Source organism: Methylocella sp. CPCC 101449, from assembly GCF_031921685.1.
Classification (GTDB): domain Bacteria; phylum Pseudomonadota; class Alphaproteobacteria; order Rhizobiales; family Beijerinckiaceae; genus Terripilifer.
Window position 1 is genome coordinate 455,504 of record NZ_JAPDHU010000004.1, and the last position, 22,202, is coordinate 477,705.

The 22,202-nt window shown below is 61.4% G+C and carries 21 protein-coding genes; 12 read left to right on the forward strand and 9 right to left on the reverse strand.

The features are described 5' to 3' along the window. Positions 1-31: 31 nt before the first annotated feature. Positions 32-1,891, forward strand: coding sequence for an EAL domain-containing protein (locus tag OIM99_RS26820; RefSeq protein WP_311853587.1), 1,860 nt, complete (start codon positions 32-34; stop codon positions 1,889-1,891). Between the two features lie 11 nt (positions 1,892-1,902). Here OIM99_RS26820 and OIM99_RS26825 read toward each other — a convergent pair whose 3' ends face one another. Beyond that, on the reverse strand, positions 1,903-2,757 hold the full coding sequence (locus tag OIM99_RS26825) for a tripartite tricarboxylate transporter substrate-binding protein (protein ID WP_311853588.1): 855 nt from the start codon (positions 2,755-2,757) through the stop codon (positions 1,903-1,905). A gap of 406 nt (positions 2,758-3,163) precedes the next feature. Between OIM99_RS26825 and OIM99_RS26830 the strand changes: the two genes are divergently transcribed. Together OIM99_RS26830 and OIM99_RS26835 are read left to right on the forward strand one after the other, a co-directional pair. Continuing rightward, positions 3,164-4,621 carry a histidine kinase gene (locus tag OIM99_RS26830; RefSeq protein ID WP_311853589.1) on the forward strand — a complete coding sequence of 486 codons (1,458 nt, stop codon included), beginning with the start codon at positions 3,164-3,166 and terminating at the stop codon, positions 4,619-4,621. A gap of 1 nt (position 4,622) precedes the next feature. After that, positions 4,623-5,291 (forward strand): response regulator transcription factor, encoded by a 669-nt coding sequence (locus OIM99_RS26835; protein WP_311853590.1) that lies wholly within the window; start codon positions 4,623-4,625, stop codon positions 5,289-5,291. 9 nt (positions 5,292-5,300) lie between these two features. On the opposite strand, the gene OIM99_RS26840 is transcribed toward OIM99_RS26835, so the two are convergent. Next, on the reverse strand, positions 5,301-5,756 hold the full coding sequence (locus tag OIM99_RS26840; protein ID WP_311853591.1) for a cupin domain-containing protein: 456 nt from the start codon (positions 5,754-5,756) through the stop codon (positions 5,301-5,303). Positions 5,757-5,928: 172 nt separating this feature from the next. On the opposite strand from OIM99_RS26840, the gene OIM99_RS26845 reads away from it, so the two are divergent. Further along, entirely contained in the window at positions 5,929-7,152 is a 1,224-nt protein-coding gene (locus OIM99_RS26845; protein WP_311853592.1) for a flavin-dependent oxidoreductase, read from the forward strand. Positions 7,153-7,156: 4 nt separating this feature from the next. Here the strand turns inward: OIM99_RS26845 and OIM99_RS26850 are convergent, their stop codons facing one another. Genes OIM99_RS26850 through OIM99_RS26860 form a run of 3 tightly spaced genes read right to left on the reverse strand, consistent with a single transcriptional unit; the run spans position 7,157 to position 9,759 of the window. Next, entirely contained in the window at positions 7,157-7,663 is a 507-nt protein-coding gene (locus OIM99_RS26850; RefSeq protein ID WP_311853593.1) for a Rab family GTPase, read from the reverse strand. 7 nt (positions 7,664-7,670) lie between these two features. Then, positions 7,671-9,389: an OmpA family protein gene (locus OIM99_RS26855; RefSeq protein ID WP_311853594.1), complete on the reverse strand. Its 1,719-nt coding sequence runs from the start codon at positions 9,387-9,389 to the stop codon at positions 7,671-7,673. A gap of 34 nt (positions 9,390-9,423) precedes the next feature. Continuing rightward, positions 9,424-9,759, reverse strand: coding sequence for a hypothetical protein (locus tag OIM99_RS26860; RefSeq protein ID WP_311853595.1), 336 nt, complete (start codon positions 9,757-9,759; stop codon positions 9,424-9,426). Between the two features lie 341 nt (positions 9,760-10,100). On the opposite strand from OIM99_RS26860, the gene OIM99_RS26865 reads away from it, so the two are divergent. Beyond that, positions 10,101-11,126, forward strand: a complete 1,026-nt coding sequence (locus OIM99_RS26865; RefSeq protein WP_311853596.1) for a hypothetical protein — start codon at positions 10,101-10,103, stop codon at positions 11,124-11,126. After that, positions 11,123-12,487 carry an MmgE/PrpD family protein gene (locus OIM99_RS26870; protein ID WP_311853598.1) on the forward strand — a complete coding sequence of 455 codons (1,365 nt, stop codon included), beginning with the start codon at positions 11,123-11,125 and terminating at the stop codon, positions 12,485-12,487. Before OIM99_RS26865 ends, OIM99_RS26870 begins: the two co-directional genes overlap by 4 nt. Here the strand turns inward: OIM99_RS26870 and rfbC are convergent, their stop codons facing one another. From rfbC to rfbF, 4 genes are read right to left on the reverse strand one after another with little or no spacing between them, the layout of a single operon-like run. Continuing rightward, positions 12,488-13,018 carry a dTDP-4-dehydrorhamnose 3,5-epimerase gene (rfbC, locus tag OIM99_RS26875; protein WP_311853599.1) on the reverse strand — a complete coding sequence of 177 codons (531 nt, stop codon included), beginning with the start codon at positions 13,016-13,018 and terminating at the stop codon, positions 12,488-12,490. Beyond that, a complete protein-coding gene (locus tag OIM99_RS26880; RefSeq protein WP_311853600.1) occupies positions 13,018-14,265 on the reverse strand; it encodes a class I SAM-dependent methyltransferase in 1,248 nt (415 codons plus the stop codon). The genes rfbC and OIM99_RS26880 overlap by 1 nt, the downstream gene beginning before the upstream one ends. A gap of 6 nt (positions 14,266-14,271) precedes the next feature. Then, on the reverse strand, positions 14,272-15,348 hold the full coding sequence (gene rfbG / locus OIM99_RS26885) for a CDP-glucose 4,6-dehydratase (protein WP_311853601.1): 1,077 nt from the start codon (positions 15,346-15,348) through the stop codon (positions 14,272-14,274). Continuing rightward, positions 15,348-16,121, reverse strand: coding sequence for a glucose-1-phosphate cytidylyltransferase (gene rfbF / locus OIM99_RS26890; protein ID WP_311853602.1), 774 nt, complete (start codon positions 16,119-16,121; stop codon positions 15,348-15,350). Before rfbF ends, rfbG begins: the two co-directional genes overlap by 1 nt. A 113-nt stretch (positions 16,122-16,234) precedes the next feature. On the opposite strand from rfbF, the gene OIM99_RS26895 reads away from it, so the two are divergent. From OIM99_RS26895 to OIM99_RS26920, 6 genes are all read left to right on the forward strand, one after another. Then, positions 16,235-17,500: a glycosyltransferase family 61 protein gene (locus tag OIM99_RS26895; protein WP_311853603.1), complete on the forward strand. Its 1,266-nt coding sequence runs from the start codon at positions 16,235-16,237 to the stop codon at positions 17,498-17,500. A 6-nt stretch (positions 17,501-17,506) separates the two neighbouring features. Next, positions 17,507-18,406, forward strand: coding sequence for a glycosyltransferase family 2 protein (locus tag OIM99_RS26900; protein WP_311853604.1), 900 nt, complete (start codon positions 17,507-17,509; stop codon positions 18,404-18,406). Then, the gene (locus OIM99_RS26905) at positions 18,403-19,242 is read left to right on the forward strand and encodes an NAD(P)-dependent oxidoreductase (RefSeq protein ID WP_311853605.1); all 840 of its coding nucleotides are present in this window, start codon (positions 18,403-18,405) and stop codon (positions 19,240-19,242) included. The genes OIM99_RS26900 and OIM99_RS26905 overlap by 4 nt, the downstream gene beginning before the upstream one ends. Next, positions 19,239-19,991 carry a cephalosporin hydroxylase family protein gene (locus OIM99_RS26910; protein WP_311853606.1) on the forward strand — a complete coding sequence of 251 codons (753 nt, stop codon included), beginning with the start codon at positions 19,239-19,241 and terminating at the stop codon, positions 19,989-19,991. The genes OIM99_RS26905 and OIM99_RS26910 overlap by 4 nt, the downstream gene beginning before the upstream one ends. A 14-nt stretch (positions 19,992-20,005) precedes the next feature. Then, entirely contained in the window at positions 20,006-20,497 is a 492-nt protein-coding gene (locus OIM99_RS26915; RefSeq protein ID WP_311853607.1) for an acyltransferase, read from the forward strand. 487 nt (positions 20,498-20,984) lie between these two features. Next, positions 20,985-22,193, forward strand: a complete 1,209-nt coding sequence (locus OIM99_RS26920; protein WP_409371571.1) for a polysaccharide biosynthesis/export family protein — start codon at positions 20,985-20,987, stop codon at positions 22,191-22,193. The last annotated feature ends 9 nt before the right edge of the window (positions 22,194-22,202 follow it).

Genomic DNA, 22,202 nt, shown 5'->3' on the forward strand with positions numbered 1-22,202 from the left:
AGCGTGATTGTCTCCGGTCAGGGAGCGCGACGTGACAAGAGTTGCCAGGGGCATCTTCGTTCCGGTTATCGGACTTTACGTGCTTGGCGCGCTCTACCTCCTTTTCACTGAATCGCAGCTTTCGGTCCCGGTTATCGCCCATATCTTGATGGGCTGCCTACTTCTGCTGGCCGTGTGGTGGACGGGCCGGGCAGCCATGGGGGAGCAGCCCGCAGCGGATCGGCCCCTGGACGCGGCGTTCAACGATATGCCCCAGGCTCTGGGTCTGTTTGATGCCGGCGGCAATCTGACGGTGTCCAACCGGGAATTTGCCGAGTTTTTCGACCTTCGCCATGGCCACCACCAACCGGCCGTCCCTTATAATGAGTTGGAGCGGCGGCTCTCTGACGATTTCAACATGCTGGGCATTCTGCGCCGGACGCGTGAACGCATGTTGGCGGGGGATGTCGACTACGCCTACGAGACCCGCGACGACGGGCGTGTCTTGTCGATCACCCATCGCCCGACCGAAGGCGGCGGGGCGATCGTGACGTTTCATGACATCACCGAGCGCCGCTTTGCCGATCTGCGCGTCGGCTTCCTGGCCTCTCACGACATGCTGACCGGCTTGCTGAACCGCCGGGCTTTTCGCGACAAGATCGAAGCCACTTTGATGGATACTGAAGCGGTAGCACCGGAAATTGCTGTCCTGTTCATGGACCTCAATGGCTTCAAGGCGATCAATGAGGAGCAAGGGCATCTGGCTGGCGATGCGTTGTTGTGCATGCTGGCCGGGCGGATCAAGACGGCTCTGCCCGACAATTGCACGGCCGCCCGCGTCGCGCCTGATGTTTTTGGCGTGTTGCAGGTGGGCACGGAGCAACCGTTGGGAATCTCGACGGTCGCCAAAACGTTGAGTGAGCGTATCGCGGCGCCGTTGGAGCTGGACGATACGGTGCTGCGCATGACGGCGTCTTGCGGCATTGCCCATCTCAAGGTCGCTCACGCCGATATCGATGCCGTCGAGGCGGATGATCTTTTCAAGATGGCCGAACTGGCGCTCAGCCATGCCAAGGATGAAGGGCGGGGCACGCTGCGCATTTTCGAACCGCAGATGGCGACGACGGCTGACAAACGCCGGCAGATGGAAATCGCGATCCGTGAAGCGATCGCGATGGATTTGTTCGAGGTCTACTATCAGCCCTATATGAACATCCGCCAGGGCGGCGTCGCCGGTTGCGAGGCCTTGCTGCGCATCCACCATCCCTCGCTCGGGCTGATCTCCCCGCTCGACTTCATTCCCGTGGCGGAAGAGATCGGTGCGATCGGTGAAGTCGGCGCCATGGTTCTGCGCCGCGCCTGTCAGGCGGCCGTAAATTGGCCACGCGACATCAAGCTTTCGGTCAACGTGTCACCGCTGCAATTCACAGGCCGCGACTTTCTGCATGACGTCAGCGACGCATTGGCGATGAGCGGTTTGTCCGCCAGCCGGCTCGATCTCGAAATCACCGAATCGGCCTTACTGGCCGATACCGAGCAAACGCTGACCCTCCTGCACAAACTGCATGCGTTGGGCGTGCGCATCTCGATGGATGATTTTGGCGTCGGCTATTCGTCGTTCAACTATCTGCGGCGTTTTCCCTTCGACCGGATCAAGATCGACAGGTCGTTCGTCCGCGATGTCGCCAGCCATGAAGATGCGATCGCCATCGTGCGGGCCGCAACGAGCGTCGCGGCGAGCCTTGGCATGATCGTGACGGCTGAGGGGATCGAGACCCAGGAGCAATTGGATCGGGTGCGGGCAGGCGGCTGCGCCGAAGCGCAAGGCTATTTCTTCTGCCCGCCGATCCGCGCGGAAAATCTGCCTGGCGTGCTACGAGAGCTTGCCCGCGATACCCGCGCGGTGGCGTGAGCTACCGCCGCTTATTTTGCCGCCGCGGCCGCCGGAGTGAAGAACTTCCCATAGCGGGCCGCATCGCTCGCCAGCAGTTTATCGAGGGCTTCCGGCGTGCTGCCCACAAGGTCAACGCCGAGCGTCGTGAAGCGCTTCCTCTGCTCCGGATCGGCGATCACCGTCGCGAGATCCTTGTTCAGTTTGGCGATGATCGGCTTGGGCGTCTGAACCGGCGCGAACACGCCGAACCAGCCGTCGAAGTCGACGTCCCCATAACCGGCTTCTTTCATCGTCGGCACATCAGGCATCACCGGCATGCGCTTGGGGGCGGTGACGGCGAGCGCGCGCATCTTGCCCGATTGCACCAGATCGCCGGATGCATTGTAGAAGCTCATGAAGATCGCCGTGTCGCCACGCATGATGCTGATGTTGGCTTCCGGCGTGCCGCGATAGGGAACATGCACCAGATTGACGCCGGCCACCTGTTTGAACAGTTCCGAGGCGATATTGCCGGCGCTGCCAACGCCCGCGGAGGCATAGTTGAACTGGCCCGGTTTGGATTTGGCGAGGTCGACAAGGTCTTTTACCGTCTTCGGGCCTTCGATCGGCGCGAGCATCACGACCGGCTGGGAAGCCACTTGCGTAATGCCGGCGAAATCCTTGATCGGATCGAAGTTGAGCGATTGATTGAGACTGCCGATGATCGAATGACCATTCGAGGTCAACATGATCGTATAGCCATCGGGCGCCGCCTTGGCGACGCTGGCGGTGCCAGGCAGGCCTGGACGATTTTCGATGACGACGGCTTGCTTCCACATGCCTTCGAGCTGCGCGCCGAACGCACGCGCAAGAAGGTCGGTGTTGCTGCCGGCGCTAAACGGCACGACGATTCGTACCGGTTGATTGGGGAAGGCTCCGCTTCCCTGAGCTGCAGCAGGTGCTGCAGCGAATGCACACATTGCAATGCCGATGCTGAACGTCAGCGCGCGGACCATATGTCCCTCCCTGGATACCGATCTCCCGATATCAAAGGTCGCACGGCGATGAAGTCTTTGGAAGAGTGGAGAGAATAAAAAATGCCCCGGCTGAGCGCCGGGGCATTGATCGCCAATATTGCTCCCAATACAGAACTGGTGCTCGGAAATGTGGTTGAAATACAGGGAGAAGCTGATGCCGTCGTGTGCGAAAAGTCACATACATGCGTGACCAAAGTCACTTGAGGTGCAATGTTTTGCAAATGCAATGATTTGCAGTTGTTCTTTGCCGCATCTTTGATAGGTGAATGCAGGCATGAGCGAAGCCACGACCGCACTCGCCATCGATAGTCTGCTGCGTGAAGATCTCATCGGTCTCGCCACACTCTCGGCTGATCTCGATGTCGTCTCCCGTCGCGGTCATCTCAGCGCATGGCTGCCCGTCGGCGGCTCTTGTCTGCAAAGCATGCCACTCTTCGGTCTTAAGGACGAGATGCTCGACATGCAGCGTACGGGATCGATCCTGTCTCTGCCGACATTGCATCTCGACGAAGTGAGTACCGAAAATCCGGTGGCGATTTCGATCCTGTGGGATGGCAGAGCCGGCGCTTACACCGTGTTGACCTTCCCCGATCGTGGCGCCGGTCAGATCGAGCAATTGCTCGAAGGCGAACGGCGCAGCAAGCAGGTTGCCGAAGAGCAGATGGCCGCCGAACGCCAAGCCGCCCGTCGCGGCGAGGCGCGCTATCGCGACATCGTCGAAACCAGTAGCGACTTCGTCGTCCGCCTCGACGACACCCTGGCCGTGACCTTTGCCAACCAGCGTCTGCGCGAATTTCTTGGACGCGATGAAGGCGCTCTGCTGGGCCGATCCATCGATCATCTGCTCGGCGGGGCGCAGGAGCCTGGATGGACGCGTCTCCTCGAAGCGGAGCGTCCACGTGACGAGGCCGTGTCTTTCGAAGCGGAGGCTCATTCCACGGCGGCCGCATCCGTCTGGATATGGTGGAGCGTCAATTGGCTGCCGGGGGAGGGGGCACCGGGAGAATTTCAGGCGATTGGCCGCGACGTGACGCTGCTGCGCCAGTTGCGCGCCCATGTGCAGAAGGCCCACGAGGAGGCGCGGTCGGTGGCGATCGTCCGCGAACGGCTGCGCATCGCCCGCGATCTGCACGACACGCTGGTGCAATCGATGGTGACGGTGCTGGCGCAGCTCCGTCTCGCCCGCCGGCTCGTTATCAGCCGCCCGGACGATCTGCCGGAGGAATTGGCCACCGCCGAGGCCGGCGTGGAGAAGGGGCTGAACGAGGCGCGCAATGCCCTCACCCAGGTCCGCCTGCAACTCGTCGACGAGGAGCGGCTGGGCGGCGCCCTGCAGCGCCTGAGCGAGCGGGTGGCGCGCCGCTCCGGCCTCGACTTCGCTTTGGCGGTCGATCCGGACTGCGCGGATATGGCCGGCCCTTCCGCGGAAGCCATTTTTCGGATCGCGGAGGAAGCGGCACGCAACGTGGAAATTCATGCCTGTGCGCGAAATCTGCGGATCGCGGTACGGCGTGAGAATGACGGGGTGGACGCGGCGGAGCGGATCCATGTCGAGATCGCCGATGACGGGATCGGCTTCGATCCGGCATTGGTACCGACCCGGCACTTCGGTATCATTGGCATGAAGGAACAGGTCGCCCTGCGCGGCGGAGAATTCGACATCTGGAGCAAACCGGGGCAGGGCGTGCGTCTGACCCTGTCCATTCCAGTCGACAGCAAAATGGAACGCTGAGATGAATGCCCAAACCTCGCGCATCCGCGTCATGTTGGTCGAGGACCAAACCTTGCTGCGGCGCGCCTTCGCGAAATTGCTGTCGCTGGAAGAGGACATCGAAATTGCAGCGGAAGCAGCCGATGGCGAAGAAGCCATTCGCATGGCGCGTGCCCATCGGCCTGACGTCATTCTGATGGATCTGCAGATGCCGCGCCTCGATGGCATCGCGGCGACCCGCCGGATCATCGCCGATTTGCCAGACACCCATGTGATCGTGTTGACGACGTTCGAAGATGACGAGCAAATCTTCAACGCGATCAACGCCGGCGCCGCCGGCTATCTGTTGAAGGATTCGCGCGAGGCGGAAATCATCGAAGCGATCCGCGTAGCGGCGAAGGGCGCGTCGGCGCTGTCGCCGCGCATTGCCCATAAGCTGCTGACCGCCTTCAAGACGATGAACGCGCCCGATCCGGATCAACCGGTCGTGGCCGACGGCAACGATCTGACTGATCGCGAGGCTGGTATTCTGGCTCTGCTCGTGGCCGGCAAGAGCAATCGCGAAATCGCCGACGAATTGTCCCTGGCGGAAGGGACGATCAAGAATTATGTCAGCCGCATCCTCTCCAAACATGATGCGCGCAGCCGCACGGAGCTGGTCGCCCGTTCGCTCCGTCGGCCGACACGTTAACGCAACCTGTCAAGCCGGTGGCGGCAGAAAGTGGATGTTGTATTGTGCTGCCAAGGCGATGACTTCGTCGGGCTTCTGTTCCTTCATGTTGTGAATGGCCCAGAACAGATCGTAAAGCCGTTGTGACGGCGTAACCCAGAACAGCGTTTTCGCCGTTTGTCCTGATTTGTTGAAAATGCCATGCGGCTTGCCGCGCGGCAGGCGTACGGTGTCGCCGGGCGTCGCGAATGCATCGCGGCCATCCAGCATGAAGTCGAGACGTCCTTCGAGAATATAGAGATATTCGTCCTGGTCGGGGTGAATATGCGGCGGCACGAACGTGCCGTCCGGAAAGGTTGCATGCCAGGAGAAGGAATCCTGCGTGTAGGATTTCGGCACATAGGTCTGGCCGAGAATATGCCAGCGAATATCCTGCAGACCATCGTTGGCGCGGGTGATGTCAGCGGTTTCAAGCGGGAACGTCATGGCCTGATCTCCTGTCGGCGGACCAAAAACCGAAATGAACGCGGCTCACCTGGCAAAGCCACATCAGCCACGAAAGTTTGTCAACCGAGGATCAGCACGTGCGGAATAGGGCGGTTGCCTTCCGTGCCGTCAGGGTTGATGGTGGCGATGAAAGCGAGCCAGGAGAGAGCCGATGAAGGCCATCATCGTTGGCGGCGGGATCGGCGGTCTGACCACCGCATTGATGCTGCATGCGCGCGGTATCGCCTGCGAAATCTATGAGCAATCCGAGAAAATCCAGGAACTTGGTGTTGGCATCAATACGTTGCCGCACGCAATCAAGGAACTCGCCGGTCTTGATCTGCTGGACCGCCTTGATGCGGTCGCCATTCGCACCGAGGAATTGTTTTACCTGACGCGTCACGGGCAACAGGTCTGGCATGAGAAGCGTGGCTTGAGCGCGGGTCATGACGTACCGCAGTTTTCAATCCATCGTGGTCGGCTGCAGGGCGTCATTCATGACGCGGTGATCGAGCGAGTGGGCGCCGCCGCCGTCCACACGGGCTGTCGGTTGGGCGCTTACCATCAAGACGAAGGCGGCGTGACGGCCTATTTCTTCAATCGCTCCGGTGTGCACGTGGCGAGTACGAAGGGAGATATTCTCATTGGTGCCGACGGCATCCATTCGAAGGTCCGTCAAACGCTGTTTCCGGAGGAAGGGCCGCCGTGCTGGAACGGTTTGATGCTTTGGCGCGGCGCGCATGACTGGCCGGCGTTTCTCACCGGCCGCTCGATGATCATCGCGGGCGGCTTGAACGCCAAGGCTGTCATTTATCCGATCGCGAAAGGCGGCTCCGGGCAGCAACTCACCAATTGGGCGATCATGGCGCGGATCGGCGATGGCTCGAAACCGCCACCACGCCGCGAAGATTGGTCGCGTGTCGGCCTGCGCGAGGAGCTACAGCCTTTCATCGACGGTTTCGCCATCCCGCAGGTTGATTTCGCCGCCTTAATCGACGCTACGCCGGAGTTTTGGGAATATCCCTGTTGCGATCGCGATCCCTTGCCCTATTGGTCAAGCGGTCGCGTCACTTTGCTCGGCGATGCCGCGCATCCGATGTATCCGGTCGGTTCCAACGGCGCTTCGCAGGCGATCCTCGATGCACGGGCGCTGGGCGATGCTCTGGTGCGGGCAGAACATCCACGGCAGGCTTTGGTCGCCTACGAGACGCAGCGCGTACCCATGACTGCCGACATCGTGGCGTCCAACCGTCGCGGCGGTCCCGAGGGCGTGATCGATGTAGTCGAAGAGCTTGCGCCGAAAGGGTTTGACGACATCGATACCGTCTTGAGCTTCAAAGACAGGGAAGCCATCGTCAGAGGCTATGCGGCGCGGGCTGGCTTCGCCGTGCGTTAGGCAATTATCGTTGCGCGCGCCGCCATAGATCCGTGCCGAGGCTCTGAAAGAGTTCGATAACACCGGCACCGGTCTTGGCGCTGGTCGCGAGCACCGATCCGTCGGCCAGGCCCGGTACGGTTGCGTCATCAACCTCCGGCGCAAGGTCGATCTTGTTGACGATGGCGCGGACAGGGCGGCCTGGAAAGCGTTCGTTGAAGGATGCGACGAGGCCGTTCATTTTCGTGACTGTGGTCGGACGCGTCGCGTCGCTGACGACGATGGCGCCCGATGCGCCGCCGATATAGGCGGTGTCGAAAATGCGCTGGCCGAATTCGCCATCCGTATCCCAGATGATCAGTTTCACTGGGCAATTGTCGCACTCCGGCGAAAGCGTGAATTCGTAGGTCATGATGTCGACGCCGATCGTCGTCTTATAGTCGGCCTCGAAACGGCCAAATACCATTCGCCGCGCCACGGACGATTTACCGACGCCGATATCTCCAAGCATCATGATTTTGGCGGTAATCACGCGGCGCTCACCTAGCTTCGTCGCTGGCGTTCAGCATTTCGAAGGAAACGCGCCGGTCCTGATCCTGCGCTTTGTCCGCTGCGATCGGGCTATAGGCACGCGACGCCAGGATCAACTGGCGCGAGGGAATGCCCGCTTGCTGGAAGAGTTTCGCGACAAACTCGGCCCGCTCCCGCGCGATGCGCCGGTTGATCGCAACCGTTCCCGTCTGATCGGCGTAGCCGACGACGCGAAGGCCGAGCCCTGTCTCGCGCAGGATCGGCGCGATTGCCGCGATGACATTGGCGGCATTCGGATCGTCCGTGGTCGCTTCACCTGTGTGGAAGAAGACCGCTCGGCCGGCGATGGCGGCAAACAGCCGGGCACGCGGCGTATTGAGCTGTGCCTTGATTGCCTCCAGCTCCTTGTCGGTCGCCGCGCTGGTGGTGGCCAGTCGCTGCGAGATCGACTGGCTGGTCTGGCTGGCGTTGCGGCTGGCTTCCTGCACAGTCGCTTGCACATCCGCCAGTTGCTTCTGCAGCGCGGCGATACGTTCGTCCGCTTTCACGCCTTCAGCCCGCAGGTGTTCGATCGTATTCTGACGTTGTTCGGACTGCGCCAGCGTGGTGACGGTCTGCACGTTAGTCGTCAGCTTGTAACTCGGCGCGGCGGCTTGCACGGCTTCAGCCAGTGTCTTCGTCGCCTGGGAATCATTGGAGAGGCCGCGCAGCGACATCGTGCCGGATGCGTGATCGAAAGTGAGATCGATCGGGAAAGCGCTTAATTGCGGCGTGCGAGCGATATTGTCTTCGAAAGCCGTTCGCGCGCCGCGTTCGATATTCCAATGCATCACCGAACGCATGCCAAAAAACAGCAGCAAAGCGCCGATCGCCGCCGCCAGAACCCAGAAGCCGAAGCCATTCCTGCGGGGTGTCGACGGGTCGTCGTGGAGAATGCTCAACGCGACCTGTTCAACCTGGCGGCCGGTCGTCGGCTCGCCCAGCCGCAGTTCATTCAGGTAGCGCACGAAGGCGGCATCGGCCTCGCGCTCATCGGCGGGGCTCATGACGCCCGTGACTTCGCCGGCGATGATAAAATTCGGCGACGCCCGCATGATGATCTGGCTGACACCGAGATCAAGCGTGCGCAACTCGCCATGCTGCGCTTCGAAGACGCTGGAAGCGAATTCGGTAATGGCCGCGATCAGACCGCTGACCAGGTCGGCATTCTGCATCTGGACGGGATCGCGCGCCCAGCTTCCCACTAGGACGCCGCTTTTGCGCTCCAGCAGCAGCAAGCGGCGCAGCATGGGGCGCGCCGTTTCAGCCAGCGCGATTTCACTGATCGGCCGCCCGCTCGTCCAGGATTTGAGCCGCCAGCGCCATTGGCGCGCGGACAGCATCGTGTCGATACGTTGATTGATCGAAGCGACAAGTTCGCGGAAGGCGTTCGCCACCGCCGCCGACACCAGCCGGCCGGTGATCGGATAGAGCGCCTCGACCATCATGTCGCGCGAATTGCGGATTTCCGATTGAATCGCGGCGACGACGACCGGCGCGATCGCTTGCGCCAATTCGCGATGACGCGCCACTTCGGCACGCCGAAGGGCTTCGACCAGAACATCCGCTGTTGCTTGTTCGAGCCGATCGGGCGAGCCAACTCGGCGATCGATACGCTCGTAGCCTTGCTCCAGCCGGTCGAGCCGGTTGGTTTCCGGCTCCAGCAGCAAGGCTTTCAGGCGTGCCAAATCACCCGTTTCGGGGTGTCCGTTCGCGCCTGCGTTAGCTGGACTTTCTTGAGGCACTGAGGTTCCTGACGGTAGCGCCCAGGTCGGTGATCGCCTTGCCAATATCGTCGATCGTGCTCAGGCGACGCTCTTCCGTGTCGCGTTGCAATTCATCGAGCCGTGTCTCGATCTGCTGCAAGCGCGCCAGAATTTCGGCGTGAAGCGCATCGACCTTCGCTTCTAACTTGCCGTCGAGCTGAGTGAGCCGCTGGTCGATGCCGCGGTTGCTCTCGCCAAACAGCAGTTCACGAACCTGGTCGATCGTCGTGGGAGCAGGTGCAGCGGCGCCGCCGTTCAACGCCTCGCCCTGAGCCTCTTTTCTCACCGCCATACCGCCTCCGAACTCAAATCAATAGCGCGCGTGCGCGACGCCGAGATGATGGGCGGCCAAACATCACCACCCATCCCTCAAAGTTATTTTATCCAGGTGAGAAAAGTCATGTTTTTATTCCCCAAGCAATGGCTTTTTGCGGCCATACACGTCGTTTGTCATTGTTTTTAACCGAACTTCCATTGCTGAAGCGGGGGCTGCTCCGTCTTTTACTCGTGCAAGGATGATGAAATCATTGTTGAATCTTAAGGGAATAAGGCTCTCTGATTAGGGCTTGCACGCGTGACGGCTGACGTGACACATGCAGGCCACCAACAACGATATAAAGGGGAGAGGAACGCATGGGCGTAGCGACAGCATTGGCGAAATCTCGCTGGTGGCCAGCGGTCGTCGTTTCGTTCTTGGCCTCGCCGGTCATCGCGCAGGACGTGCCAGCGGGGCGCCCGCTCGATATGTACATCGGCTATGCGGCCGGTGGCGGCTATGATGCCTATGGCCGGCTGGTCGCACGCTTCCTGGGTGATTTCCTGCCCGGCAAGCCGAAGCTTATTCCAAAGAACATGCCCGGCGGCGGCGGGCGGGTCCTGGCGGGTTTCATCTACAATGCGGCTCCGCGCGACGGCTCCGCGCTCGCCATGGCCGATCAGTCCCTGGTTCTGCAGCAAGCCATTGGCGATCCGACCATTCTCTTCGACACGACGAAGCTCAATTGGATCGGCAATCCGGCGGCCGACAACAACACCATCGCGGTCTGGCACGGTACGGGGGTGAAGACTTTCGAGGATGCGAGGCGGCGCGAGGTCGTCATTGGCGCGACGGGCCCGAACACGTCGTCGCAGATGGCGCAGCTCACCAACGCGCTGCTTGGCACCAAATTCAAAATCGTCACCGGCTATCCTGGCGGCAACGACATCAACCTCGCCATGGAAAACGGCGAGGTCGGCGGTCGCGCCAGCGCGCCCTGGGCGACATGGAAGGCGACACGCCCCGATTGGGTACGTGACGGCAAAATCGTCGTCATCGCGCAGATCGGCCTGAGCCGGGCTCCCGATCTACCAGACGTTCCCTTGCTGACCGATCTCGCCGGCAACGACGGAGACCGCGCCGTCGTCAAGCTCGTCTCGGCACCAGCGACCATCGGGCGCCCGGTGTTCACCGCGCCTGGCGTGCCGGCGCCTGTCGTGGCGACGTTGCGCAAGGCTTTCACGGCGATGGTGCAGGACAAAGTCTTTAACGAGGAAGCGGCTCGCGAAAAGCTCGACATCAATCCTGTGTCCGGCGAAGAATTACAAAAGATTGTCGACGATCTGGTCGCGACACCAAAGCCGGTCGCCGACCGTCTCGCCACCATCTTCAAGTCGCAATGATGGGTCGGCGTGTGGTGTCTCCCATTTCCGACAATCTGTTGCGCCGCCTTGCTGCTTTTGGCGAAGCCTGTCGCCACCGGCCATTGAGCGAACCTGAAACCGAGGCCATGGTCACGCGCCTCATCGATGCCATGGCCTGCGCCGTGATCGCTACGGGCAGCGCCGAATTTGCGCACCTGAAAGCCGCGTTTTCCGATGCCCAGCAGCCGTGCCACATCATCGGCGGCGGGCAGGCCTCGCTCGAACATGCGGCCTTTCTGAACAGCTTCCTCATACGCCAGCAGGATTGGAACGACACTTATATCGGCCGCAACGGCGGTCATCCGTCCGATCTGATCGGTGGTGTGCTGGCCGCCGGTGAGTATACGGGGAAATCCGGCGCCGAAGTGTTGCGCGCCATGGCCATTGGCCAGCATGTCATGCTCGATCTTTGCGACACGGGTGACCTCCTGGCGCGTGGCTGGGACCCCTCGACCTATCTCGGCATCGCCTCGGCGGTGGCTGTCGGTGTCGCGCTTGATCTGAGCGAAGCGCAGCTTGCTCAGGCAATTTCCATGACGGTGGTGTCAGGCAACATTCTGATGGGACGCACCGGCAAAGTGTCGTCCTGGAAGGCTTTGTCGTCGGCCGCCGCCGTGCGCAACAGCCTGTTCTACGGCGTGCTGGCCAAGAACAATATGACGGCGCCTGATCCCGTCTTCGAGGGACCTTACGGTTTCACGCGTCATATCTCGGGCGATCTCGATCTGGAACTGAATACGCGACGGGATCGGACCGGTGACAGCCATCTCAAGCTTTATCCCGCCGTCTACCACGCCCAAGGCCCCATCGAAGCGGCGATGAAGATTCATCGGCGCATGATCGAGGCGTTCGGCGAGACGTTGTTGCCGACGATCGAAAGCGCGCATCTCGATATTTATGAGTTCGCTTTACGCTACGCCGCCGATGCGCCGGACAAATGGGCTCCTGAGAACGTCGAGACCGCCGATCACAGCCTGCCGTTTCTGAGCGCCCATGTCCTTATGACGGGCGAATACGGGCCGGGCAGCATCGAGCGGACTTTGCATGATCCTAATGTGCGAGCTCTGGCCAAGAAGGTCACGGTGCGTGCTTCGCCTGATTTCAGCCAAGTCTGGCCGAAACAAACGGCGTCACGGCTTACCGTTGTCGCGGCGGGTCGGACATTCAGCGAGGAGATCGCTGCGATTATAGGTCATCCAATACGGCCGATGAGCCGGGAGACCGTGCTGGAGAAGTTCATGACCTGCGCTGGCGAGCCTTCGCGGGCAAAGCACTGGGCCGACTGTCTACTTGAATTTCCGCGCCTGGCATCGATCGCAGAGGCCGTAACCGGCCCCTGATCAGCGGACGAAAGCCGGCCAGTTCAGGTCTTGCGCGCCGATCACGGCGGGCTCAGCCGGCCAGTCGATGGCGAGCGTTGGATCGTCATAGCGCAAGCCGCGTGCCTGGCCGGGCACGTAAGGGCGACCCATCTGGTAGAGAACGTTCGAGCCGGGCTCCAGCGTCAGGAAGCCATGCGCGAGCCCTTCGGCGATGAACAGCGCATCGCCACGTTCCGCCGACAGTTCGAACGCCACCCATTGACCATAGGTGGCGCTGTCGCGGCGCAGATCGACGGCCACGTCATAAATCGCCCCCGTCATCGGCCGCACCACTTTCGCTTCCGCGTAGGGCGCATCCTGATAGTGCAACCCGCGCAACGTGTGGCGGGAGGCATTGTGCGACAGATTGATTTGCGTTGACGTGAAACCGATGCCGGCGGCGGAAAATTCTTCCGGGCAATAGATGCGGGCGAAAAAGCCGCGCTCGTCCTCGTGCGGTTCGAGCGTGATCAAGGTGACCCCGGCGATTTTCGTCGCGGCAAAGCGCATCAGAAAATCCCGATCTGTGGAATGGCGGTGACGAACTGGCCACCCCATCCTCTGATCTTCGCCATCTGTCCGGAAATCTCCGTCGCCAGATTCCACGGCAGGATCACGAGATAGTCCGGGCGCGTCTCGCCGATACGCTCAGGCGCCAAGATCGGAATATGACTGCCCGGCAGCAGATGATTCTGCTTCTCGCGGCTGCGATCATAGACGCAGACGATGTCGGCGTTGCTGACGCCGCAATGATTGAGGAACGTGTTGCCCTTGGCGGCGGCGCCATAGGCGGCGACCTTCTTGCCCTCGGCTTTTGCCTTGGCGAGGAACGCCAGGAATCCGCGCTTCACCTCGGCGACTTTCGGCGCGAAACCCTCGTAGCCGGCGAGACTGTCGAGATGCGCTGCCTTTTCCTCGGCTCGAAGATCGCGCAGCCGCTGCGTTTCCTCATGCTGTGCATCGGCGCGGCAGGCGAACAGGCGCAAGGACCCGCCATGGGTCGGCAGCTTCTCCACGTCGAAGACACGCAGGCCCGCTTCGGCGAAGACCTTCTCCACGGCGAAGAGCGAGAGATAGGAGAAATGCTCGTGATAGATCGTGTCGAACTGGATCTCGCGGATCAGGTTCAGCACGTGCGGAAATTCGAAGGTCGAGACGCCCTGTGGCTTCAGGATGGTCGCGAAGCCCCTGGCGAAATCGAGAATGTCGGGCACGTGCGCAAGCACATTGTTGGCGGCCGTCAGGTCGGCGCTGTGGCCGCGCCGAACCAGGTCTTGTGCGCAAGCTTCGCCAAAGAAGGCGACGTCCGTTGGCACATCGATGGCGATCGCAGCCTTGGCGACATTGGCGGCCGGCTCGACGCCGAGCACCGGAATACCGGCAGCAACGAAGTGCTTCAGGAGATAGCCATCGTTGGAGGCGACTTCGACCACGAGCGAATCCTTGCCGAGACCGAAACGCTCGGTCATCGCCTGCGCATAGCGCTTGGCATGCTCGACCCAGGAATCCGAATAGGACGAGAAATAAGCATAGTCGGAGAAGATCGCATCCGGTGGCACGGAATCATCGACCTGCACTAGAAAGCAGGACGGGCAAACGCGCGCATGCAGCGAGAACTTGCGATCCTTGCCGGCATCGACGTCGGCCTGGGTCACATAGGAATTGGCCAAGGGCGTCGGCCCCAGGTCAACGAACGTGTGGGTGAGGGGCGTCGCGCAGAAGCGGCAGTTCGGCACGGAGGAAATATCAGCAGACATGAATGATCAAAGGTCCGTATAGCGGTCGATTTGTTGCAGGGTGATGTCGCGCGCATCGGCATCCTGACTGATGGCGCGATACCAGGCGGTCGTCCATTCGAGCAGTCTGTCGCCGGTCAGCCGGTCGGACCAGCCGAGCGCTTGGCGCGCCTTGCTGGAATCGACAGCGAGCGTCGTCATTTCGATATTGCCATCGAGCGGCACATGCTCCCAGCGCGCTTCGCCGGTGAGCGAACGCAGCACCGTCTCGGCGATCGCGCCGACGGTGAGGTGCTGTTCCGCTTTCGGTCCGAAGTTGAGGGCACGGGGTAGGGCGTCGCGCTCTTCGACCAATTGTTGCGCGTAGACGAAGTAGCCGCACAGGCAGTCGAGCACGTGTTGCCAGGGCCGCGTCGCTTGCGGCATGCGCAAAACCAGTTTTTCGCCGCGCGTCGCCGCGCGCACGATATCGGGCACGATGCGGTCCATCGCATAGTCGCCGCCGCCGATCACATTGCCGCCGCGCGCCGTGGCGACCTTGACGCCATTCTTCTCGAAATAGCTCTTGGCGAAAGCCCGCGTGATCAGTTCTGCCGCGGCTTTCGAGGCGGAATAGGGGTCCTTGCCACCGAGCGCGTCCTGCTCGCCGAAGGCCAGGCCTTGATCGTCGTTGGCATAGACCTTGTCGGAGGTGACGACGAGAACGGCTTCAAGCCCTTCGACCGCGCGCAGGGCGTCAAGCACCATCGCGGTGCCCAGAACGTTGGTGGAGATCGTATCGACGGGCTCGGCGATCGCGCGCCGCACGATCGGCTGCGCCGCCAGATGCAAAACGATCTGCGGCTGCGCCCGGGCGACGACGCTTTCCACCATGGAACGGTCGCGCAGATCGCCAACGATCGAGGTGATTTCATCACCGACCTTGGCGAGGTCGAACAAGGATGGATCGGTGTCGGGCGGCAGCGCGAAGCCGGTAACCTTGGCGCCGAGCTTCGTCAGCCACAGCGCCGCCCAGCTTCCCTTGAAGCCGGTGTGGCCGGTCAGCAGAACGCGTTTGTTGCGCCAGAAGGCGGGATCGGGCAGCACGGATCGATCGGCGGCCATCACGCCCACACTTTCCACGGTGGCTTGCCGCTCGACCACAACGTCTCAAGTTGTGTCTTGTCGCGCAGCGTATCCATCGGCTGCCAGAAGCCGTGATGACGCCAGGCCATCAATTCGTTGGTCGCGGCGAGGGCTTCCAGCGGCTTGCCTTCCCACGCCATGGAATCCTCTGTAACGAGATCGACCACGTCGGGGTTGAGCACGAAGAAGCCGCCATTGATGAAGGCATTATCGCCCGGCGGCTTTTCGACGAATTCGGTTACCTGATCGCCGTTGAAGCGCAGCGCGCCGTAGCGGCCCGGCGGCACGACGGCGGTCAGCGTCGCGCGCTTGCCGTGCTGGCGATGGAAAGCCACCGTTTTGGCGATGTCGACATTGCCGACGCCATCACCATAGGTGAAGCAGAACGGTTCGTTCGGATCGAGGAAATGTGCCACCCGCTTCAGCCGTCCGCCGGTCATCGTCTGCTCGCCCGTATCGACCAGCGTCACGCTCCATGGCTCGGCCGTGGTCGAGTGATGGGTGATCGTATTGGCTCGGGCGTCGATGGTGATGTCGGAATTATGCAGCACGTAATTGGCGAAATATTCCTTGATCATATAGCCGCGGTAGCCAAGGCAGATGATGAAATCATTGATGCCATGATGCGAATAGATCTTCATGATGTGCCACAAGATCGGCCGTCCGCCGATCTCGATCATGGGCTTGGGGCGCAGGTGGGATTCCTCGGAAATCCGGGTGCCCATGCCGCCTGCGAGTATGACTGCCTTCATGTGTGCGAAAACTCGTTTGAAATTCGAGTTTGTCTATAGCGGCTTGCCCATGCCATTACAAACCGGGCAGGGCGTCAGCCGGCCGCGAGAGCTTAAGCTAACTGTCTGAATTCATGGCCGGAAAAAAGTCGGTATTACGTCGCACCCTGAATGCGCGCTGGCTCCGCTGGGCTGGCACACGGGCGCTCGTGCATATCGTGCCGCCCTTGGGGCGGGCTCTGTCCTTCCCGCTCGTCTCCCGCGCTGCTGTGGATAATGCCGCGCGCGTGATCGAGAATATCGCCGAACCCTTCGGTCTTTCGGCCACCCCTGTCGAGGTGGAAACCATCCTGCGGCCGGCCATGGCCAATGACCTGGGCGACACCTCCACCTATCCCGAAGGCCGCTCGACCCTGTTCACTCAGGCGGCGATTCTCGAAGGCTGCGACATCGCCGGCCACACAAACACGATCCTGCGCCGATCCGATACCGCTCTGATGCATTTTCGCGATGGCACGCCCGATTGGAATCTGGCCAAGCCCGTGCGTTTGCGCGAGCGCCATGTTTCGCCCGGCCTCTACACCGTATGTGAGAGCGGCAGCCATTATTTCCATTTCATCGCGAATGATGTGCTGCCGCTGCTGCATTATCTCGATCATTGGCATCCCAAGGGCGAGATCCTCAACGTCGTGCATTCCAGCGGCGAAGCGGCCTTCAAGCGCGAGGGATTGCGCGCTTTGGCCGCCGCGTATCCGGATATCCGTCTCGTCGAGATGGAGCGTGATGAAAAGCTCACCGGTGGTTCGGTGCTCTGGCTCATCCGCATCGCCGCAACCCATGAATGGTTGCCGGTCGATCGGGCGCAGGCGGACCGTTGGCGCGACATTCTCCTCGCACATTATCCGCAACGTGCGACGCCATCGGCCGTCAAGCGGCTCTTTGTTGGGCGGCAGGGCAGCAAGCTGCGGCGGTTGATCAACGAGGACGCGATTGCCGCCATGCTGGCGGCCGAGGGATTTGAAAGTTTCGCGCCCGATGCCAACGATCAGCGCGGCCAGATCGAGGCATTCCGGGATGCCGACGTCATCGTCGCCGTTCATGGCGCTGCGCTCACCAATCTGTTGTTTTGCCGGCCGGGCACGCGGGTGGTCGAAATCTTCCCCGAGAACTTCATTAAGAGCCCTTATTTTTGGCTGTCGCGGCGTTTAGGGCTCGAATATTCCGCCGTTTTCGGCGGCAAGGGCGACTATTGGCAGGCTTTTTCCGTCGATCCGGTGCGCCTTCAGGCCGAAATCCGGCAGATTCTCGCCGGTTTGCCTCCGGCGGGCGGGTTGAGTAAGGAACCGTCCGCAGCGGCGATGCCCCAAAGATCGAAATTCCCAGCAACGCCGCCGGATTGATGGATCATGGCTGCAATCACCATAGGCGTTCCCGTTTATAATGAGGAAGTTCTGCTGGAGCGGGCGCTGGAAGCGCTGCGCACCCAGCCGTTCACCGATATCGAAGTCCTCATTTATGACAACGCCTCCACCGATGCGACGCCGGAAATCGCTCAGCGTTTTGTTATCAGTGATTCGCGTTTTCGCTATTTTCGTCAGGCCGAAAACCGTGGCGCGCTTTTGAATTTCAATGACGTGCTCAACGCGGCAACGTCGCCTTATTTTCTATGGCGGGCCTGCGATGATCAGGTCGAGCCTGATTTCGTCGGCAAACTCCATGCGGCGCTCGAAGCCAACCCCGATAAGCTGATGGCGGGGGCGCGTGTCGTTTCCTGCGATCTCGATGGCGCCCATCCGCGCACGTTTCCCGTGCCGCAGGTCGGGCAGGGCACGGGGCCGCTGACGCGCTGGAAGTTACTCTTCCACTCGCACCCAAGCTGGATCTACTGCCTGTTCCGTCGCGAGCCTTTGGTGGAACGCATGCGCACGGTGGTGACGCGCTATCGCCATCAGTGGGCGGCCGATCATCTCACTTTGTTTCCCTATCTTTTCGACAATACGGCGCTGGGCGTCGATACGGTGACCTTCAATCAGGTTCTGCGGCGCGTCCGCCCCGGTGGAGCAAAACGTCGTCCACGTGTCGAAGCCGAATTGGCGCTGATGGAAGATTTGCGCGGCCGCTTTCTCGCGGTGCTGCGCGATGATCTGGCCGAGCGCAAGATCGGCGGCGTGTCCGGCCTGTTCTATCGCTGGATGCTGTGGGTCTACACGGGCAAACGCGTCTACAAGTTCCGCAAGGTGATCCGCCGCCGCTTCAAGCGCGATGTGCTGGGGATCGCCGAAAAGGGCGGGCTGGTTTCGCAATGAGCGCCGCCGACTTTACCGTTCTTGGCGCTTCGGGCTTCATTGGCAGCGCCCTGGTGCGCTATCTCAGCGATGAGGGCTATGGCGTGCGGGCGGTCGGACGCCATGATCACGGTGACGGACTGCCGCTCGATGAACCTCTTGGCCATGTCATCTACGCCATCGGGGTCACCGCCGATTTCCGCACGCGCCCCTTCGACACGATGGAAGCCCATGTGGCGCAGGTCCTCAAACTGTTGCGTCAAGGCACGTTCGCATCGCTGACCTATCTGTCATCGACGCGCGTTTACGAAAGCAACCAGCGGACGAACGAAGAGGCGGCGATTTCGGTGAGCCCGGCGTCCCCGAGCGCTCTTTACAATATCAGCAAGATTGCCGGCGAAAGCGTCTGTCTCAACAGCGGCCATCCGGCGGTGCGGATCGTTCGCCTGTCCAATGTGATCGGCGGAAATGGCAAGCAGGATTCGTTTCTCGACCAGTTGTTGCGCGAGGGATTGGACAGCGGCGCCATCGCCTTGCGCAGCCATCCGGACTCGGCCAAGGATTATATCGCTCTTGACGATGCGCTGGGCTTGATCGCTGCCATTTCCGAACGCGGCCGCCACGCCATCTATAATGTCGCCAGTGGCGTGCAGACGAGCCACCGCCAGGTGCTGGACGTGATCACGCGCCAAACCGGCTGGCCGATCAGAGTCGACACCAGCGCGGCCCCTACCGATTTCCCGCCGATCGATGTCTCGCGGATCACCACCGAGTTCGGATTTGTGCCGGCTCCTTTCACCGCTTATTTTTCGGATCATATCAAACGGACGTTGCAGTCCCGGAAGGATCAACAATGACCTATTTCGAAACCACGCCGGGCGCCCATGCCGACTATCGCGAGGAGAAGCGTCAGCGCATCGGCGCTCTCGCCAAGGATGAAGAATTCCGCCGCCTGTCGAACCAATGGCGGGCCATGGCGCTCGACCGCAAATATATGAACAACTTCTCCTGGTGGTCGCGTCCGCTGATCCAGCTTCCAGGCGACATGGTCGCCATGCAGGAGATCGTGCTGGCGGTTCAGCCTGACATTATCGTCGAATGCGGCATCGCCCATGGCGGCGCCGTGCTGATGTATGCCTCGCTCCTGGAAATGCTGGGCAAAGGCGAGGTGGTCGGTGTCGACGTGGACATCCGCGCCCATAACCGCCAGGCGATCGAGAGCCATCCGATGGCCAAGCGCGTCACCTTGATCGAAGGCTCGTCGACCGATGCGTCGACCGCCGCCAAGGTGAAGGAGCGGGTGGCCGGCAAGAAGACGGTGCTGGTCTGCCTCGATTCCAACCACACCCATGATCACGTCTTGAAGGAGCTGGAGCTTTACGCGCCGCTCGTCACCAGCGGCAGCTATTGCGTCGTCTTCGACACGTTCATCGAAGACATGCCCGACGATTTCGTCTGGACCGACCGGCCATGGAGCAAGGGCGACAATCCGAAGACGGCGATCCACGCCTATCTGAAAAGCCATCCGGAATTCGAGATCGACAAGTCGATCGAGGATAAGGTTCTGCTCACCTCGGCGCCGGACGGTTTCCTGCGTCGCAAGTAAAGCCGGACGGGCCCATGATCGAGATCGCCGCCACCGCCCGCGTTTCGCCGCTCGCCGATATCGAGGATTCGGTGCGCGGCACGCGGATAGTCATCGGCGATCATGCGGTCATCGATTCTTTTGTGAAGGTGAAGCCTGCCGGCGGGACGGGCGATCTCGTCATCGGGCCGCGCACGGTGATCAATTCCGGCTGCGTGCTCTATACCGGCAACGGCATCATCATTGGCGCCGATTGCGCGGTGGCTGCCAATTGCACCTTCGCACCGACCAATCATAACTATATCCGCCGCGATGTGCCGTTTAACCGGCAGGGCTTTCTGCAGTCGCGGGGCGGCATCGTTATCGAGGACGACGTCTGGATCGGCGCCAATTGCGTCTTGCTGGACGGAACGGTGATTCGGCAGGGTGCTGTGATCGGCGCCGGTTCCCTGGTGCGCGGCGAGGTTGAGGCCTACTCGATCATGGCGGGCAATCCGCTGCGGCGAATCGGTTGGCGCGGGAACTGAGGGAAGAAGCGGTCCCAAAGCGGGGCCGCGGGTTCGTTGGTTGGCGGGTGAACCACGCGGCCCCTTTGGCGGTGTTATGTCAGCGGGCTTTGGGGACGGGGTTGTTCCCGCTGACAGAGGCATCCTTGCACGGGGCCACCTAAGCGACGGTTGGGTCGACCTCGGGCGAGGCGTTAAGACCTGGCAATCTTAATAAGGGGTTAAAATGCTCGCCGGCAGGCGGGGCGGCCGGCTTTCGCAGGAAAGCTGCGACCTTCCAGCGCAGGCTCGGCCAAAAGTTAACAAAACCGGGTGCAAGTCACGCGATAAATTAACCACACTTGCTACCTTTAATCCGGTGTGTCCAAGTTAGGATTTCGGTAAGTATCGAAATTAACTAGATTTCTTCCGCAATATCCGACAGTGAAATGACGCTGGACCGTCGAATCCCGTCTGGCGCGTGACGAGTGTCAGTGTTAATGCAGGCGCGGTTAGTTTGAAGGGACTCATGAGAGTATTTGGTCTGCTTGTTGTAGCCGTCGCACTGGCGGGCTGCTCTTCTTCGAATCCAACCGCTGGCCCGAGCGCGGAGGAGGTCATGGCACAGTCCACGGCCCCCGTGTTGACCGCCGAAGGGCAGGTCTCTGGGCCAGTGACGCGTTATGAACTCGTCGATGTCAGCGACTCGGTGCTCGCCAGCTTGGCCCGCCGGGGTCCCGACAGCCTGCGCAGCAGTTTTGGCGATTACCGCCCCTCAGCCGAGCCGACGATCGGTGTTGGCGACTATATTTCCGTGACGATCTGGGAAGCGGCCCCCGGCGGTCTGTTCTCCGGTCCCGCGGTTCTGGGCCCGGTCAATGCCGGCTCCAAGAGCGCCACCATGCCGGATCAGCCGGTTGGCCGTGACGGCTCGATTACTGTCCCCTATGCCGGGCGCATTCATGTCGCCGGCCAGTTCCCCCGAAACGTCGAAAAGACCGTCGAGCGGGCGCTTGAAGGCAAGGCGATCCAGCCGCAGGTCATCGTCAACATTACCCGGCCGGTCAGCAGCTCCGTGACGATCACCGGCGAAGTCGCCGGTGGCGCCCGCGTGCCGCTGAGCGTGCGCGGCGACAAGATTCTCGACGTGATCGCCACGGCCGGCGGTCTGCGTGGCCCATCCTACGAGACGTTCGTGCAGTTGACCCGCGGCAGTCGCACGGCGCGCGTTCCGTTCACGCGCGTCATGAACGACCCGCGCGAGAACATTTATCTGCGCCCCGACGACGTGTTGGCCGTGCTGCGTGAACCGCAATACTTCATGGCGGTCGGCGCGACCGGTGCCAATGCGCAGGTTCCGTTCGAAGCCGGTGGCGTGACCTTGTCGCAGGCGATCGCCAAGGTCGGTGGTATTCAGGACTTCCGCGCCGATCCGAAAGGCGTGTTCGTCTTCCGCTACGAGCCGGATGCCGTTGCCCGTCTCATCCGTCCTGGCAGCCCGCTGCTGGGGCAGGGCGCGGTGCCGATCGTCTATCGAATCGACATGAGCGACGCCAACAACATCTTCCTGGCGCAGCGGTTCCGCATGTTCCATCGCGACGTGTTGTACATCTCGAACTCGCCGAACTACGACACCCGCAAGACGCTGGATATGATCAACGCGGCTCTGACGCCGGTGGCGAATATCGCCTCGGTCGCCTCGAGCGGTGCGGCGGTCTACAACATCACGCGCCGATAAGCGCGGTGG

What these genes read in the sequence shown, in the direction of transcription:
- OIM99_RS26830 (WP_311853589.1), top strand. Translation starts at nt 3,164, where the DNA reads ATGAGCGAAGCCACGACCGCACTCGCCATCGATAGTCTGCTGCGTGAA.
- OIM99_RS26915 (WP_311853607.1), top strand. Translation starts at nt 20,006, where the DNA reads ATGATCGAGATCGCCGCCACCGCCCGCGTTTCGCCGCTCGCCGATATC.
- OIM99_RS26835 (WP_311853590.1), top strand. Translation starts at nt 4,623, where the DNA reads ATGAATGCCCAAACCTCGCGCATCCGCGTCATGTTGGTCGAGGACCAA.
- OIM99_RS26880 (WP_311853600.1), bottom strand. Translation starts at nt 14,265, where the DNA reads ATGTCTGCTGATATTTCCTCCGTGCCGAACTGCCGCTTCTGCGCGACG.
- OIM99_RS26870 (WP_311853598.1), top strand. Translation starts at nt 11,123, where the DNA reads ATGATGGGTCGGCGTGTGGTGTCTCCCATTTCCGACAATCTGTTGCGC.
- OIM99_RS26910 (WP_311853606.1), top strand. Translation starts at nt 19,239, where the DNA reads ATGACCTATTTCGAAACCACGCCGGGCGCCCATGCCGACTATCGCGAG.
- OIM99_RS26840 (WP_311853591.1), bottom strand. Translation starts at nt 5,756, where the DNA reads ATGACGTTCCCGCTTGAAACCGCTGACATCACCCGCGCCAACGATGGT.
- rfbG (WP_311853601.1), bottom strand. Translation starts at nt 15,348, where the DNA reads ATGGCCGCCGATCGATCCGTGCTGCCCGATCCCGCCTTCTGGCGCAAC.
- OIM99_RS26865 (WP_311853596.1), top strand. Translation starts at nt 10,101, where the DNA reads ATGGGCGTAGCGACAGCATTGGCGAAATCTCGCTGGTGGCCAGCGGTC.
- rfbC (WP_311853599.1), bottom strand. Translation starts at nt 13,018, where the DNA reads ATGCGCTTTGCCGCGACGAAAATCGCCGGGGTCACCTTGATCACGCTC.
- OIM99_RS26895 (WP_311853603.1), top strand. Translation starts at nt 16,235, where the DNA reads ATGGCCGGAAAAAAGTCGGTATTACGTCGCACCCTGAATGCGCGCTGG.
- OIM99_RS26920 (WP_409371571.1), top strand. Translation starts at nt 20,985, where the DNA reads ATGAGAGTATTTGGTCTGCTTGTTGTAGCCGTCGCACTGGCGGGCTGC.
- OIM99_RS26900 (WP_311853604.1), top strand. Translation starts at nt 17,507, where the DNA reads ATGGCTGCAATCACCATAGGCGTTCCCGTTTATAATGAGGAAGTTCTG.
- OIM99_RS26845 (WP_311853592.1), top strand. Translation starts at nt 5,929, where the DNA reads ATGAAGGCCATCATCGTTGGCGGCGGGATCGGCGGTCTGACCACCGCA.
- OIM99_RS26860 (WP_311853595.1), bottom strand. Translation starts at nt 9,759, where the DNA reads ATGGCGGTGAGAAAAGAGGCTCAGGGCGAGGCGTTGAACGGCGGCGCC.
- OIM99_RS26905 (WP_311853605.1), top strand. Translation starts at nt 18,403, where the DNA reads ATGAGCGCCGCCGACTTTACCGTTCTTGGCGCTTCGGGCTTCATTGGC.
- rfbF (WP_311853602.1), bottom strand. Translation starts at nt 16,121, where the DNA reads ATGAAGGCAGTCATACTCGCAGGCGGCATGGGCACCCGGATTTCCGAG.